The sequence below is a fragment of the Microbacterium sp. JZ31 genome (genome assembly GCF_016805985.1).
Taxonomy (GTDB): domain Bacteria; phylum Actinomycetota; class Actinomycetes; order Actinomycetales; family Microbacteriaceae; genus Microbacterium.
This window is the reverse complement of sequence record NZ_CP017661.1, coordinates 1,573,813-1,589,032: the sequence shown is the minus strand read 5'-3', so window position 1 is coordinate 1,589,032 and position 15,220 is coordinate 1,573,813. Positions and strand designations below refer to the sequence as shown.

At 70.7% G+C, this 15,220-nt stretch carries 15 protein-coding genes and 1 pseudogene; 13 read left to right on the top strand and 3 right to left on the bottom strand.

Translation table 11 applies throughout. The annotated features are described in order from the left end of the window. Positions 1–150 precede the first annotated feature (150 nt). The 8 genes from hrcA (at position 151) to era (ending at position 7,314) form a co-directional block, all read left to right on the top strand. Entirely contained in the window at positions 151–1,191 is a 1,041-nt protein-coding gene (hrcA, locus tag BJP60_RS07595) for a heat-inducible transcriptional repressor HrcA (RefSeq protein ID WP_203138741.1), read from the top strand. Between the two features lie 83 nt (positions 1,192–1,274). Then, on the top strand, positions 1,275–2,390 hold the full coding sequence (gene dnaJ, locus BJP60_RS07590) for a molecular chaperone DnaJ (RefSeq protein WP_203138740.1): 1,116 nt from the start codon (positions 1,275–1,277) through the stop codon (positions 2,388–2,390). Positions 2,391–2,396: 6 nt separating this feature from the next. Then, positions 2,397–3,122 (top strand): 16S rRNA (uracil(1498)-N(3))-methyltransferase, encoded by a 726-nt coding sequence (locus tag BJP60_RS07585; protein WP_203138738.1) that lies wholly within the window; start codon positions 2,397–2,399, stop codon positions 3,120–3,122. Positions 3,123–3,163: 41 nt separating this feature from the next. Next, positions 3,164–3,514 (top strand): HIT domain-containing protein, encoded by a 351-nt coding sequence (locus BJP60_RS07580; protein WP_203138736.1) that lies wholly within the window; start codon positions 3,164–3,166, stop codon positions 3,512–3,514. Positions 3,515–3,563: 49 nt separating this feature from the next. Beyond that, a complete protein-coding gene (locus tag BJP60_RS07575; protein ID WP_203139090.1) occupies positions 3,564–4,592 on the top strand; it encodes a PhoH family protein in 1,029 nt (342 codons plus the stop codon). Continuing rightward, complete coding sequence (gene ybeY / locus BJP60_RS07570) at positions 4,586–5,053, top strand: rRNA maturation RNase YbeY (RefSeq protein WP_203139089.1); 468 nt, start codon at positions 4,586–4,588, stop codon at positions 5,051–5,053. Before BJP60_RS07575 ends, ybeY begins: the two co-directional genes overlap by 7 nt. 28 nt (positions 5,054–5,081) lie before the next feature. Next, the gene (locus tag BJP60_RS07565) at positions 5,082–6,422 is read left to right on the top strand and encodes a hemolysin family protein (RefSeq protein WP_203138731.1); all 1,341 of its coding nucleotides are present in this window, start codon (positions 5,082–5,084) and stop codon (positions 6,420–6,422) included. After that, on the top strand, positions 6,415–7,314 hold the full coding sequence (gene era, locus BJP60_RS07560; RefSeq protein ID WP_203138730.1) for a GTPase Era: 900 nt from the start codon (positions 6,415–6,417) through the stop codon (positions 7,312–7,314). Before BJP60_RS07565 ends, era begins: the two co-directional genes overlap by 8 nt. 88 nt (positions 7,315–7,402) lie before the next feature. On the opposite strand, the gene BJP60_RS07555 is transcribed toward era, so the two are convergent. After that, positions 7,403–8,029, bottom strand: a complete 627-nt coding sequence (locus BJP60_RS07555) for a hypothetical protein (protein ID WP_203138724.1) — start codon at positions 8,027–8,029, stop codon at positions 7,403–7,405. Positions 8,030–8,255: 226 nt separating this feature from the next. Here BJP60_RS07555 and leuA point away from each other — a divergent pair, with 226 nt between their 5' ends. Next, positions 8,256–10,013: a 2-isopropylmalate synthase gene (leuA, locus tag BJP60_RS07550; protein WP_203138722.1), complete on the top strand. Its 1,758-nt coding sequence runs from the start codon at positions 8,256–8,258 to the stop codon at positions 10,011–10,013. A gap of 144 nt (positions 10,014–10,157) precedes the next feature. Here leuA and BJP60_RS07545 read toward each other — a convergent pair. Further along, a pseudogene (locus BJP60_RS07545) lies at positions 10,158–10,841 on the bottom strand (trimeric intracellular cation channel family protein); the annotation flags it as partial. Between the two features lie 355 nt (positions 10,842–11,196). Between BJP60_RS07545 and recO the strand changes: the two are divergent. From recO to BJP60_RS07530, 3 genes are read left to right on the top strand one after another with little or no spacing between them, the layout of a single operon-like run. After that, on the top strand, positions 11,197–11,934 hold the full coding sequence (recO, locus tag BJP60_RS07540; protein WP_203138720.1) for a DNA repair protein RecO: 738 nt from the start codon (positions 11,197–11,199) through the stop codon (positions 11,932–11,934). Next, complete coding sequence (locus BJP60_RS07535) at positions 11,931–12,734, top strand: isoprenyl transferase (RefSeq protein ID WP_203138719.1); 804 nt, start codon at positions 11,931–11,933, stop codon at positions 12,732–12,734. Before recO ends, BJP60_RS07535 begins: the two co-directional genes overlap by 4 nt. Positions 12,735–12,777: 43 nt before the next feature. Further along, on the top strand, positions 12,778–13,470 hold the full coding sequence (locus BJP60_RS07530) for a DsbA family oxidoreductase (protein WP_203138715.1): 693 nt from the start codon (positions 12,778–12,780) through the stop codon (positions 13,468–13,470). A gap of 3 nt (positions 13,471–13,473) precedes the next feature. Here BJP60_RS07530 and BJP60_RS07525 read toward each other — a convergent pair whose 3' ends face one another. After that, positions 13,474–13,974 carry a glutathione peroxidase gene (locus BJP60_RS07525; protein WP_442923415.1) on the bottom strand — a complete coding sequence of 167 codons (501 nt, stop codon included), beginning with the start codon at positions 13,972–13,974 and terminating at the stop codon, positions 13,474–13,476. Between the two features lie 91 nt (positions 13,975–14,065). Here BJP60_RS07525 and dusB point away from each other — a divergent pair, with 91 nt between their 5' ends. Then, a complete protein-coding gene (gene dusB, locus BJP60_RS07520; RefSeq protein ID WP_238439618.1) occupies positions 14,066–15,220 on the top strand; it encodes a tRNA dihydrouridine synthase DusB in 1,155 nt (384 codons plus the stop codon).

Below are 15,220 nucleotides of genomic sequence, written 5' to 3'. Positions count from 1 at the left end.
GGTTCGAGTCGTTTCGACTCGCTTCGCTCGCTCAACGAACAAGCGGGTTGCCGCGTCTGCGGCCCGGCGGGGTTCGGCGCGTTCACCGCGATCCTCGCTAGAATTGGCACTCAGAACGATCGAGTGCCAAGCGCGACGGGGGAGGTGCCCATGGTCACGGAACGCGGACTGCAGGTGCTCCGCGCGATCGTGCAGGACTACGTCGACACGCACGAGCCGGTCGGCAGCAAGTCGATCGTCGATCGCCATGCCTTCGGCGTGTCCGCGGCGACGATCCGGAACGACATGGCGCTGCTGGAGGACGAGGAGCTGATCACCGCTCCGCACACGTCCTCGGGGCGTGTCCCGACCGACAAGGGCTACCGCGTCTTCGTCGATCATCTCGCCGAGCTGCGGCCGCTGTCGTCGGCGCAGCGCTCGGCGATCTCGACGTTCCTGGCGGATCCGGCCGACCTCGACGACCTGCTCGCCCGCACCGTCCGGCTGCTGACACAGCTGACGGGTCAGGTCGCGCTCGTGCAGTACCCGTCGTTCGCGTCCGCGAACGTGACGCACGTCGAGCTCGTGCGCCTCGACGAGTTCCGCATGCTCGTGATCATCGTGACCGATACGGGTCGCGTCTCGCAGCGCCTCACGGCCACGCCGCGGGGTGTGGACGAGGAGGACGTGGCGGTGCTGCGGGCGCAGCTCGCCGCGCTCATCACGGGCCGCTCGGTGCGCTCGGGTTCCGAGCGGATCGAGCAGCTGCGCGCGTCGGCCCCGACCGACCGGTCGCGCCTCGACGAAGCGCTCCTGACGATCTCCGCGGTCGTGGCGGAGGAGCTCGACGAGTTCCGTCAGGATCGTCTCGTGATGGCCGGAGCGGCGACGCTCGCCAAGCGCGAGCAGGACTTCCGCGGCAGCATCCATCCGCTCCTCGAGGCCATCGAGGAACAGGTGACGCTGCTGCGGCTGATGTCGGAGATGGCAGCGGATGAGAAGGGGCTGTCGGCGAGCATCGGACGCGAGAACGAGGCTTTCGGGCTCGCGGAGGCGTCCATCATCGCGAGCGACTACGACGCGGCAATCGGCCGCGCGCGCGTCGGGCTCATGGGTCCGACGCGCATGGACTACCCCAGCAATCTGGCCGCGGCCCGCGCGGTCGCGCGGTACCTGACCCGGCTGCTGGACGAGGACGAGCACCGCCGCTGAGGCGGACGGAGATCCGGATCGCGCGCTGCGCGCGATCCTCGAGAGGGCCGGATCGCGCGCAGCGCGGTCCTGAAAGGCGAAGTGTGGCTGACCACTACGAGGTTCTCGGGGTGTCGCGCGAGGCGAGCTCCGACGAGATCAAGAAGGCGTATCGCAAGCTGGCGCGCCAGCTGCACCCCGACGTGAACCCGAGCGAGGAGGCGGCGGAGCAGTTCAAGCTCGTCACGCACGCCTACGAGGTGCTGAGCGACGACGAGAAGCGTCGCCGCTACGACATGGGCGGCGACGACAGCCTCTTCGGCGGTGCCGGCGCGGGCTTCGGCGGCTTCGGCGACATCTTCGAGACGTTCTTCGGGGCCGGGGGCGGCGGCCGCGGCGGGCGACCGCGCTCGCGCCGTGAGCGCGGCCAGGACGCGCTGGTGCGCGTCACGCTCGAGCTCGGAGACGTCGTCTTCGGCGCGCACCGCGATCTCGAGGTCGACACGGCCGTGCTGTGCGACACATGCCAGGGGTCGTGCTGCCAGCCCGGCACGGGCCCGGAGCGCTGCGAGATCTGCGGCGGGTCCGGCCACGTGCAGCGCCAGGTCCGCAGCCTCCTCGGCAACGTCGTCACGTCGCAGCCGTGCGGCGCGTGCCAGGGCTACGGCACGACGATCCCGCACCCGTGCCCGACCTGCGGCGGCCAGGGCCGCGTCCGCTCGCGCCGAACGGTGTCGGTCGACATCCCGGCCGGCGTCGAGTCGGGCCTGCGCCTGCAGCTTCCCGGGTCGGGCGAGGTGGGTCCCGCGGGCGGACCGCACGGCGATCTCTACATCGAGGTGCAGGTCACGCCGCACCCCGTGTTCAGCCGCGACGGCGACGACCTGCTCGCCACGCTCGAGGTGTCGATGACCGACGCCATCCTGGGCACCACCACGACGATCGACGCCCTCGACGGCCCCGTCGACCTCGAGCTCCGCCCGGGCGTGCAGGGCGGCGATGTCCTCACCATCAAGGACCGCGGCATCACGGGCTTGCGCACCTCGCAGCGCGGCGACCTGCGCGTGGGCGTGCACGTCGTGACCCCGACGCGCCTGGACGCAAAGCAGCGCGCGCTCGTGGAGGAGCTCGCCAAGCGCTCGAAGGCGCCCCGGCCGCGACTCGCCGAGTTCCACCAGGGGTTGTTCTCCAAGCTGCGCGACCGCTTCCGGAACGGCTGACCCGGCGTGGCGCTGCACTTCGTCGACGAGACGGCCGGATCCGCGCAGCCCGGCGACGCCCTCACGCTCACGGGAGCGGAGGCGCACCACGCCGCGTCGGTGCGGCGCGTGCGCGTGGGGGAGGCCGTGTCCGTGACCGATGGCCGCGGCGCGTGGCTCGAGGGCGCGTGCGAGAGCGTGGCCCCGCGCGAGGTCGTGGTCCGGATCACCGCCCGCCGCGACGAGGAGGCGCCGCTGCCGCGCATCGCGCTCGCGCAGGCGCTCGCGAAGGGCGACCGCGACGAGATGGCGGTGCAGGCGGCCACCGAGCTCGGCGTCGATGAGATCGTGCCCTGGCAGGCATCGCGCAGCGTGTCGCGCTGGGAGGGTCCGAAGGCCGAGAAGGGCCGCGCGCGCTGGGCGACGATCGTGCGCGAGGCGGCCAAGCAGGCGCACCGCGCGTGGCTTCCCGAGGTGACCCCCATCGCGACCACCGCGGCGCTCGCGGCCCGGCCCGACCGGATCCTCGTGCTCGAGCCCACGGCGGACGAGCGGCTCAGTGTGACCGACGTCGCGGACGCGGAGTCCATCCTGCTGATCGTCGGTCCCGAGGGCGGCATCGCGCCGGACGAGCAGCAGCGCCTGCGTGACGCGGGCGCCCGGCTCGTGCGCCTCGGCGACACCGTGCTGCGCACGTCGACCGCGGGCCCCGCGGCGCTTGCGCTGCTGAACGCGCGCCTCGGGCGCTGGTGAGTCCCGACCGCGGCCGGGACCCCGCGCATAGACTGGACGACATGGCTGAACCCTCGATCTTCACCCGCATTCTGCAGGGCGACATCCCGGGCGAGATCGTGGCGGAGACCGAGCGCGTCTTCGCCATCAAGGACATCTCGCCGCAGGCGCCGCTGCATCTGCTGGTGATCCCCAAGACGCAGGAGTACCGCGACGTCGCGGCCCTCGCGGCGGGCGATCCGTCGCTGCTGGCCGAGATGATCACCCTCGCGAACGACCTCGCGGCCGAGCACGCCGACGGTGACTTCCGCGTGCTGTTCAACACCGGCGCCGGTGCCGGTCAGACCGTGTTCCACGTCCACGCGCACGTGCTCGCGGGCGGCCTGGGAGAGAAGAGCCTCGTCGGTGGCTGATCCGCGATCCGAAGACATCACCGAGACCGTCACGGCAGACGGAGTCGCCATGGTGCAGCTCCTCGGCCCGCAGGACAGGCTGCTGCGCATGGTCGAGGGCGCGCACCCCGACGTCGACGTGCACGTGCGCGGCAACGAGATCACGCTGCGCGGGTCCGCCGACGCCGTGCGCGCGGCGCGTGCGCTGGTCGACGAGCTGCTGCAGATGACGAAGGCCGGACACGCCCTGGGCGAGGCCGACGTGCAGAGTTCGGCCCGCATGCTGCGCGACGAGGGCGGTCCGCGCCCGAGCGAGGTCATGGGCGAGGCCATCCTGTCCAGCCGCGGCAAGTCCATCCGCCCCAAGACGGTCGGGCAGAAGGAGTACGTCGACGCGATCGACGAGAACACGATCGTGTTCGGCATCGGCCCGGCCGGTACCGGCAAGACCTATCTCGCGATGGCGAAGGCCGTGCAGGCCCTGCAGCGCCGCGAGGTGGAGCGCATCATCCTGACGCGCCCGGCGGTCGAGGCGGGGGAGCGGCTGGGATTCCTCCCCGGCACGCTGACGGACAAGATCGACCCGTATCTTCGCCCGCTGTACGACGCGCTCAACGAGATGATGGATCCGGAGCTCGTCCCCAAGCTCATGGCGACCGGCACGATCGAGGTCGCCCCGCTGGCGTATATGCGCGGCCGCACGCTGAACAACTCCTTCGTCGTGCTCGACGAGGCGCAGAACACCACGCCCGAGCAGATGAAGATGTTCCTGACGCGCCTCGGGTTCGGCACCAAGATGGTCGTCACGGGAGACATCACGCAGGTCGACCTGCCGCAGGGCGCGTCGGGACTGCGCCTCGTGACGCGCGTGCTCGACCGGATCGACGACATCCACTTCTCGCGCCTGTCGAGCGACGACGTCGTGCGGCACTCGCTCGTCGGCAGGATCGTCGACGCGTACAGCGAGTACGACGAGCGCCGGATGGCGGCGCGCCACGAGCGCGACGAGGCCACCGAGTTCGCCAACCGAGCCGAGCGCCGCGCGACGACGCGCCCCGCGGGCCCCCGTGACCGCATGCCCAAGCGAGGACGATCGTGATCGACATCAACAACGAGTCCGCCGTCGAGATCGACGAGTCGGTGCTGCTGCGGCTGACGCAGGACAACCTGGCGGCCTTGCATGTCTCGCCCGACGCGGACGTGGCGATCGTGCTCGTCGACGAGGGCGCCATGGAGCAGCTGCACCTGCAGTGGATGGACGAGCCCGGCCCGACCGACGTGCTGAGCTTCCCCATGGACGAGCTGCGCCCGGGCACCGAGGACCAGCCGACCCCGCCCGGCCTGCTGGGCGACATCGTGCTGTGCCCGCAGGTCGCGGAGTCGCAGGCGGAGACCGCGGGCCACTCGACGATGGACGAGCTGATCCTGCTCACGACGCACGGCCTGCTGCACCTGCTCGGCTACGACCACGCCGAGCCCGAGGAGGAGCGCGAGATGTTCGGGCTCCAGCGCGAGCTCATCTCGGCGTTCGCGGCGGCCGAGCGTCGCCGCACCTCATGACGCCGGCTCTGTCTGCCGGAGCGGCCGGATGACCGACCTGGCTTCCGACGCGCTGGGGCCGGTCGCCGCGCTGCTGTTCGGCGGCGCCCTCCTGCTCGTGCTGCTGGCCGGCCTGATGTCGGCGATCGACGCCGCGCTGTCGGTGACCTCGCGCGGCGACCTCGTCGACCTCGCGGGCGAGGGACGCAACGCCCAGGCGCTCGCACGCATTGCCGCCGATCCGGATCGTCATGCGGGGGTGGTGGTGTTCGTGCGGGTGTTCGCCGAGACCGCGGCCGCCGTGCTCGTCACCGCCGGGTTCGCGCTCATCCTGCACAACCTCTGGTGGGGGCTGCTGGTGGCGGCGCTGCTCATGACCGGTGTGTCGTTCGTGGGGGTCTCGTCGATCCCCGCGACGTTCGGCCGGCGCTACTCCTCGGCCCTGCTGACCTTCGCGGCGCCGCTCGTACGCGGCACCCTGCTGGTGCTCGGCCCGCTGTCGGGCCTGCTGGCGGCGTTCGGCAACCGGCTCACGCCCGGTGGGGGCCGCCGCAGCTTCGAGTCGGAGGAGCAGCTGCTCAGCATCGTGGACGAGGCCGCCTCGCATGCGGTGATCGAGGCCGACGACCGTGAGCTCATCCACTCGGTGTTCGACTTCACCGACCAGGTCGTGCGCGCCGTCATGGTGCCGCGCACCGAGATGGTCACGGTCGAGGCGGATGCGACCATCCGCGAGGCCATGCGGCTGTTCCTCGACCGCGGCGTCTCCCGCATGCCCGTCGTCGACGGCGAAGTCGACGACATCATCGGCGTGCTGTACCTGAAGGACGTCGTGCAGTTCGGCTTCCGCGACACGGTCGCAGGCGGCGAGCCCGTCGGCTGGCGCGAGGCGAGCGTGCGGGCGATCGCGCGCCCCGCCGTGTTCGTGCCCGAGCAGATGCGCGCCGAGACCCTGCTGCAGCAGATGAAGCGCGATGCCGTGCACGTGTGCCTCGTCGTGGACGAGTACGGCGGGATCGCCGGCCTCGTCACGCTCGAGGACCTGATCGAGGAGCTCGTCGGGGAGATCGCGGACGAGTACGACGCGCCGTCGAAGGAGATCGTCGAGCTCGCGGACGGCCGCTACCGCGTGAGCTCCCGGCTGTCGCTCGACGAGGTCGGCGACCTGTTCGGCATCGAGCTGGAGGATGAGGACGTCGACTCGATCGGCGGCCTGCTCGGCAAGACGCTCGGCCGGGTGCCGCAGCCGGGCGATGTCGCCGAGTTCGCGGGACTGATCGTCACCGGCGGCACGTCGCGCGGCCGCGGGCGCGGCATCGCCACGGTGTTCGTCGAGCGCGGCGAGGCCCTGCGCACGATCGAGGAGTACAGGGAGAGAGAAGATGGCTGACGCGATGCGCTCGGGCTTCGTGACGTTCGTGGGACGACCGAACGTGGGCAAGTCCACGCTCATGAACGCGCTGGTGGGCGAGAAGGTCGCCATCACGAGCGAGAAGCCGCAGACCACGCGCCGCGCGATCCGCGGCATCCTGAACCGGCCCGGCGGGCAGCTCGTCGTCGTCGACACCCCGGGTATCCACAAGCCGCGCACACTGCTCGGCCAGCGCCTGAACGACCTCGTCGAGCAGGTGCTGGGCGACGTCGACGTGATCGCGTTCTGCGCGCCCGCCACCGAGAAGGTCGGCCCGGGCGATCGCCGCATCGCCGAGTCGCTCGACGGGTACCCGCGCGCCCGCAAGGTCGCGATCGTCACGAAGACGGATGCCGCGGGCTCGGAGCAGATCATGGAGCGGCTCATCGAGGTCAACGCGCTGCGCGAGGACTGGGCGGCGGTCATCCCTCTGTCCTCGCTCACGGGCGACCAGCTCGACGTGCTGAGCGACGAGCTGCTGGCGCTGATGCCCGAGGGGCCGGCCCTCTACGAGGAGGGCGTCGTCACGGACGAGAGCACCGAGGACCGCGTCGCGGAGATCATCCGCGAGGCCGCGCTCGAGGGTGTGCGCGACGAGCTGCCGCACTCGATCGCCGTGACGGTGGACGAGATCACGGCTCGCGAGGACCGCGACGATCTCACCGACATCCACGCGAGCATCGTCGTCGAGCGCGACAGCCAGAAGGGCATCATCATCGGCCCCAAGGGATCGCGCCTGCGCGAGGTGGGCGCCCGCGCCCGCGCGCAGATCGAGCCGCTCATCGGCACGCGGGTGTTCCTCAAGCTGCACGTGCGCGTGGCGAAGGAGTGGCAGCGCGACCCCAAGCAGCTCGGCAGGCTCGGCTTCTAGCCCTCCGCCTGCGCGATCGGCGCGGGACCGGCAGGAGGATTCGCCGGGGCGCGGCATCCGCCCGACACGGGCGCGCCCCGGCGAGGACTCAGCCGACGGGCTGCATGAGGGACTCGACGATCACGACCTTCTCGCCGAACTCCGCATCGGCGGCGTCCTGGTAGGTGCCGTCGTCCCACACGACCTGCAGGCGCACGTAGCCGTTCTCGACATAGGCGGACTGCACCTCGTCGCCGAGGCGGTCCTGGATCGTCTGCTGGATCTCGAGCAGCTCGTCCTCGCGCGTCGTTCCGGGCTCGCCGCCGGTCGGATCCTCGGGAACCATCGGATCGAACAGCGCGAGCAGGATCGGAGGAGCGGTCACGGCGATCGTCTCCCCGTCGAACGTGCCCGTCACGGCATAGGCGCCCCACGTGCTGTCGGCGGCGGTCTCCTCGCCCTCCGCCGCATCCCAGTCCCAGCCCTCGAGGGGGATGCCGGCGCACTGCGGCGGATACGACTGGGCGATCGGGCCGATGCAGAGCGAGATGGCGCCGGCCTTGTCCATCACGGTGCCCTGCACCTGGATCTCGCCCTGCGGCGGCTCCGGATGGACGTCGCCGAACCTCGGCGAGGGCTCCGCCGCGGGAGCGTCGGCACGGGGTGTCGCGCACGCGGTGAGCGCGAGAGCCAGGACGGCGATCGTTGTCGCGAGAAGGCGACGGGAGTGGGTCATACCCGAAAGTGTCGCGCGATCCGGATTCGTCTCATGCTGCGCATCCTGCTCACTCGGGCGGCATCCGGGTCCGTCGCCACCGTGCAGAGTGCGTGTTAGCCTGAACACATGCGCCTCGGTGGGCTTCTCCTTCTTAGCCGCCGCGACGAGACCTCGATCTAGGGCCTCCTCGTCGCGGAGCTCGTCGTCGGCCCTGACATACGACGAAATGAAAGCAAGCGACATCATGGAGAACACCCAGAAGCCCAGCGGCATGCCGGTGCACAAGTACCGCCCGTATCACGAGCAGATCGTCGTCGACCTGCCCGACCGCACCTGGCCGGCTCGGCGCATCGAGAAGGCGCCGCGCTGGTGCGCGGTCGACCTGCGCGACGGCAACCAGGCGCTCATCGACCCGATGAGCCCCGAGCGCAAGCGCGTCATGTTCGAGCTGCTCGTCAAGATGGGCTACAAGGAGATCGAGGTCGGCTTCCCGTCGGCGAGCCAGACCGACTTCGACTTCGTCCGGCAGCTGATCGAGGAGAACCTGATCCCGGACGACGTCACGATCCAGGTCCTGACGCAGGCGCGCGAGCACCTCATCGCCCGCACCTACGAGGCGATCAAGGGCGCGAAGCAGGCGATCGTGCACCTGTACAACTCGACGAGCGTGCTGCAGCGCGACGTGGTCTTCCGCACCGACCGCCAGGGCATCATCGACATCGCCCTCGACGGCGCGCGCTGGTGCAAGCAGTACGAGCAGACGGTGCCGGAGACGACGGTCTACTACGAGTACTCGCCCGAGAGCTACACCGGCACCGAGCTCGAGTTCGCCGTCGACGTGTGCAACCAGGTGCTGGAGATCTTCCAGCCCACGCCCGAGCGCAAGGTCATCATCAACCTGCCCGCGACGGTCGAGATGGCCACGCCCAACGTCTACGCCGACTCGATCGAGTGGATGGGCCGCCACCTGAACCACCGCGAGAACGTGCTCATCTCGCTGCATCCGCACAACGACCGCGGCACCGCGGTCGCCGCCGCGGAGCTCGGCTACATGGCCGGAGCCGACCGCATCGAGGGCTGCCTGTTCGGCAACGGCGAGCGCACGGGCAACGTCGACCTCGTCGCGCTGGGCGTCAACCTGTTCACGCAGGGGATCGACCCGCAGATCGACTTCAGCGACATCGACCACGTCAAGCGCACGGTGGAGTACTGCAATCAGCTGCCCGTCCCCGAGCGCAGCCCGTGGGCCGGCGACCTCGTCTTCACGGCGTTCAGCGGCTCGCACCAGGACGCCATCAAGAAGGGCTTCGAGGCGATGGCCGCGAGCGCCCAGGAGAAGGGCGTCACGGTCGACGACATCGAGTGGGCCGTGCCGTACCTGCCGATCGACCCGAAGGACCTCGGGCGCTCATACGAGGCGGTCATCCGCGTCAACTCGCAGTCGGGCAAGGGCGGCGTCGCCTACCTGCTGAAGAGCGACCACGCGCTCGACCTGCCGCGCCGGCTGCAGATCGAGTTCTCGGGCGTCGTGCAGGCCAAGACGGACGCCGAGGGCGGCGAGGTCACGAGCGACCAGATCTGGGCGATCTTCCAGGACGAGTACCTGCCCTCCGCCCAGGCCGAGGCCCGCTGGGGCCGTTTCGAGCTGCTGGGCACGAGCAGCCGCAGCAGGCTGGACGGCAACGTCGCACTCGAGGTCGTGCTGCGCGACGGCGAGGAGCAGCATCAGCTCGCGGGCCAAGGCAACGGACCGATCGCGGCGTTCCTGACCGTGCTGCGCGAGCAGGGCGTCGACGTCACGCTGTACGACTACGTGGAGCACACGCTCAGCGCGTCGGGCGACGCCGAGGCGGCCGCGTACGTCGAGCTGCAGGTCGACGGCGAGCGCCTGTGGGGCGTCGGCATCGACGGCGACATCTCGACCGCCTCTCTCAAGGCCATCGTGTCGGGCGTGAACCGCTCGATCCGGGCCCGCAAGCCGGAGCTCGCCGCCGCGATCTGAGCGGATTCAGGCGCGGGGGTCGTCGTCGGAGGCGGCCTCCGCGGCCTGCTCGGCGGCCGCCTGCGCCTGCTCGGCGGCTTCGACGGCCTGCTCGGCCGCGGCCTGCGCCTGCTCGACGCCGGCCTGCGCCTGCGCGATCATCTCCGACGAGATGACCGGGATCGCGGAGGTCTCGAGCGCGACGCGGCGGCGGTAGATCCGGCGCTGCTCGGGCAGCGACACGTCGAAGATCACGGCGAGCAGGCGGATGACCGTCGTGACCGCGACGCCGGCGATCGCGGCGGGCACGATGTCGAGACCCGCCCCGAAGCTCACGGCGAGCACGGTGCATCCGGCCGCGGCGGCGACCGCGTACAGCGAGCCGACATGCATGATCGCGATCGGCAGTCCCATCGCCATGTCGCGCGCGACGCCGCCGCCGACCGCGGCGACCGCGCCGATGAAGATCGCGGGCACGAGCGGCAGGCCGAACGCGAGGGCCTTGCTCGTGCCGAACGCACCGAACAGGCCGATCAGCACGGCGTCGAGCCCCACGATGACCTTGTTCAGCCGGTGGAAGACCCCGGCGAGCAGCATGCCGACGAGCGACGCGACGATCGCGGTCAGGATGTACCAGTTCGACTGCAGCGACGCGGGCGTCACGCCCAGCAGCACGTCGCGGATGAGACCGCCGCCCATGCCGAGGATGATGCCGATCAGCGCGACGCCGAGCAGATCCAGCCGGCGCTGCCCCTGGAAGCCGGATGCGAACATCGCACCCTGCACCCCGCCGAACGCCACCGCGATGAGGTCGGCCCACAGCGGCAGCACGAAGGTCGGATCGGTCACCCTCCAATGGTGTCACCGCGGCGCTAACGCGCCGATTCGGCCGGCGCCTGGCGCGTCGCCCGGATCGCGGAGATCGCCCGGATCCCGGACCGCCGGGCGGCGTCGAACCCGGGATCCGGGTGAACTCCTGGGTTCTGGTGGGTCGGCGGGGTCCCGGAGTGCCGCGCCGATTCGGCGGGCGCCTGGCGCGTCGCCCGTATTCCGGAGATCGCCGGGATCCCGGACCGCCGGCGCGTGTCGAATCCGGGATCCGGGTGAACTCAGGAATCCTGGCGGACCGACAGGGTCACGCTCCACCGCGGGAAGGGCTTCGCGCCCACAGCCGGATGTCGCAGGCGCGGCAGATAATGGATCGGTGCCCACCTATCGAGACGAAGCGGTCGTGCTGCGCACGCACAAGCTCGGCGAGGCCGACCGCATCGTCACCATGCTGAGCCGGCGGCACGGCAAGGTGCGCGCGGTCGCGAAGGGCGTGCGCCGCACCTCCTCGCGCTTCGGCTCGCGGCTCGAGCCGTTCATGGTCGCCGACGTGCAGCTGTACGCCGGCCGCAGCCTCGACATCGTGCAGCAGGCAGAGACGCTGGGGGCGTATGGCGCCGATATCGCGGCCGACTACGACCGCTACACGGCGGCCTCCGCCATGGCGGAGTCGGCCGATCGGCTGACGCACGACGAGCCGGCGCCGAACCAGTACTACCTGCTCGTGGGCGCGCTGCGCTCGCTCTCGCGCGGTGAGCACTCGCCCCGGCACACGCTCGACTCGTACCTTCTGCGCTCGCTCTCACTCGCCGGATGGGCGCCCGCGCTCGACGACTGCGCGCGGTGCGGCGCCGCCGGCCCGCACGATCAGTTCCTCGCGCAGCTCGGCGGCGTGGTGTGCACGGCGTGCGCGCCGCCCGGGACGCCGCACGTCAGCGCCAACGTGCTCGCCCTGCTGCGCGCGCTGCTGTCCGGCGACTGGGAGGTCGTCGACGCGGCGTCGCCGCGCGACGCGTCGCAGGCATCCGGTCTCGTGTCGGCGTATGTGCAGTGGACGATGGAGCGCGGGCTGCGCGCGCTGTCGCAGACCTCGACGAGCCAGGGAGCCCGATGACGCCCAAGCCCTACACGCACCGCGACGCGGTGCCGTACCGCGCGCTGGACTGGACGGGCCTGCAGGCTCCCGACTACGGCACGGACGCGCCCGCGCACGTGGCGATCGTGATGGACGGCAACGGGCGCTGGGCGAATCGGCGGGGACTCAGCCGCATCGAGGGGCACAAGGCGGGGGAGGAGGTGCTGCTCGACGTGGTCGCGGGCGCGATCCAGGCGGGCGTGAAGCACCTCTCCGTGTACGCGTTCTCGACCGAGAACTGGCGCCGCTCGCCCGACGAGGTGCGGTTCCTGATGGGCTACAACCGCGACGTGCTGCACCGCCGACGCGACCAGCTGAACGAGTGGGGTGTGCGCATCCGCTGGGCGGGCCGTACGCCCAGGCTGTGGGGCTCCGTGATCAAGGAGCTGAAGTTCGCCGAGCAGCTCACGGCCGGCAACGACGGTCTGACGCTCACGATGTGCATCAACTACGGCGGGCGCAACGAGATCGTCGACGCCGTGCGGGCGCTGGCCGAGGAGGTCGCCGCCGGCAGACTGAAGCCGTCCGGAATCACGGAGAAGGCGCTGCGCCGCCACTTCTACGTGCCCGACATGCCGGACGTCGATCTGTTCGTGCGGTCAAGCGGCGAGCAGCGCACCTCGAACTTCCTGCTGTGGCAGGCGGCGTATGCCGAGATGGTGTTCCTCGACACGCTGTGGCCCGACTTCAGCCGCAGCGACCTGTGGCACGCGATCGACCTCTACCTCGGACGGGAGCGCCGTTTCGGCGGCGCGGTCGACGCACCCACGAGTGCATGACGGATCCGGAATACCTCGAGCCGTCGCGCGCGTTGTCTTTGAGGTGACCGACGAGACTGCAACGCCCGCCCCCATCCGCATCGACGTCTGGAGCGACATCGCCTGCCCCTGGTGCTACATCGGCAAGCGCAACCTCGAGAACGGCATCGCCGCGACGGCGCAGGATGAGGACGCGCCCCGCGTCGAGATCACCTACCACTCGTTCGAGCTGTCGCCCGACACCCCCGTCGACTTCGAGGGCTCGAGCACGGACTTCCTCGCGCAGCACAAGGGCGTCACGCCCGAGCAGGCGCAGCAGATGAACGAGCGGGTCACGCAGATCGCGAAGGAGCAGGCCGGCCTGCACTACCGCTTCGACCTGCAGCAGCACACGAACACCGTCAAGGCGCACGAGCTCGTGCACTTCGCCAAACAGCACGGCAAGCAGCTCGAGATGAAGGAGCGCCTCCTCGCGGCCTACTTCGTCGAGGGCCGGCACGTCGGTCGCATCGACGAACTGGTCGAACTCGCCGGGTCCGTCGGACTGGACGAGGCCGCGGCGCGCGACGCGCTGGAGAACGACGAGTTCCTCCCCGCCGTGCGCCAGGACCAGGCGCAGGCGCGCGCCTACGGCATCAACGGCGTGCCGTTCTTCGTGATCGACGGTCAGTACGGCGTGAGCGGCGCGCAGCCCCCTGAGGCGTTCGCCCAGGTCGCCCGCCAGGTCTGGTCCGAGCACCGGGCGGCGGCGAACTGAGGCTCAGCGCGGGAGCGCGGCCTCGATCCGCCACACGATCTCCGGGTCGTCGGGCTTCTGCGTCGGCCGGAAGCGGGTGACGGTTCCGTCCGGCAGCACGAGGAACTTCTCGAAGTTCCAGGCGACGCGACCGGCCTTGCCGTGGGAGTCCGGCGTCTTCTTGAGCGCCTTGTAGAGCGGATGCGCCTTCGGGCCGTTGACCTTGATCTTGTCGTTCACCGGGAAGGTGACGCCCCAGGTCGTGGAGCAGTACTCGAGGATCTGCTCCATCGACCCCGGCTCCTGACCCATGAACTGGTTGCAGGGGAACCCGACGACCTGGAACCCGCGATCGCCGTACGTGCGCTGCAGCTCCTCGAGCTGCTCGTACTGCGGCGCGAGGCCGCACTTCGACGCGACGTTCACGACCAGCACCGGTCCGTCGAACTCGGACAGCGTCCGCTCCGCACCGGAGGCGTCCGCGAAGGGGATCTCCCGCACAGGGGGCAGATCTGTCGTGTCCACGTCGACTCACTCCGTTCGCTCGGGCATCGCCTGCTCTCAACAGGCTACGACGCTCGGCGATCGCCCATGCCGATTCTGTGAGAATGGATCCGTGACCTCTGTTCTGACCCGCCCGCGCCAGCTGCGCATCGGCACGATCGACCTCGACGTGCCGGTCGTCCTCGCACCCATGGCGGGCATCACGAACACCGCGTTCCGCCGGCTGTGCCGCGAGTACGGCGCCGGCCTGTACGTCAGCGAGATGATCACGACGCGCGCGCTCGTCGAGCGCAACGAGACCACGATGCGCCTGATCCGGCATCACGAGTCCGAGACGCCGCGGTCGATCCAGCTGTACGGCGTCGACCCGGCCGTGACGGCCGAGGCCGCGCGGATCATCGCCGAGGAGGACCGCGCCGACCACATCGACCTGAACTTCGGCTGTCCCGTGCCGAAGGTGACGCGCAAGGGCGGCGGCTCCGCGCTGCCGTGGAAGACCGGGCTGTTCCGCGACATCGTCGAGGGCGCGGTCAAGGCCGCGGGCGACGTCCCGGTCACGGTCAAGATGCGCAAGGGCATCGACGCGGATCACCTCACCTACCTCGAGGCGGGGCGGATCGCGGAGGGCGCCGGCGCGGCGGCCGTCGCACTGCACGCGCGCACGGCCGCCGAGTTCTACTCGGGCACGGCCGACTGGTCGGCGATCACGAAGCTCAAGGAGACCGTCACGAGCATCCCGGTGCTGGGCAACGGCGACATCTGGAGCGCGGCCGACGCCGTCCGGATGATGGACGAGACCGGATGCGACGGTGTCGTCGTCGGGCGCGGCTGTCTCGGGCGGCCGTGGCTGTTCGGCGAGCTGGCCGCCGCGTTCGGCGCCGACGCCCCGGTGGTCGACGCGAACCTCGGGTTCGTCGCGCGCGGCTTCCGTCGGCACGCCGAACTGCTCGTGGAGTTCTTCGAGGACGAGGATCGCGGCTGCCGTGACATCCGCAAGCACGTCGCGTGGTATTTCAAGGGCTACCCGGTCGGCGGCGACCTGCGTGCGAGTCTCGCGACCGCGTCCAGCCTCGCCGAGATCGACGACCTGCTGGCGCAGCTCGACCACGACGCGCCCTACCCGGGCGCCGCCGCCGAGGGGCAGCGCGGTCGTGCCGGTTCGCCCAAGCGACCCGTGCTGCCGCAGGGCTGGCTCGACTCGCGAGAGATCGGCGAGGACGCGAGCTGCGAGCTCCAGGGAGCGGAGCTGGACACCAGTGGTGGCTGA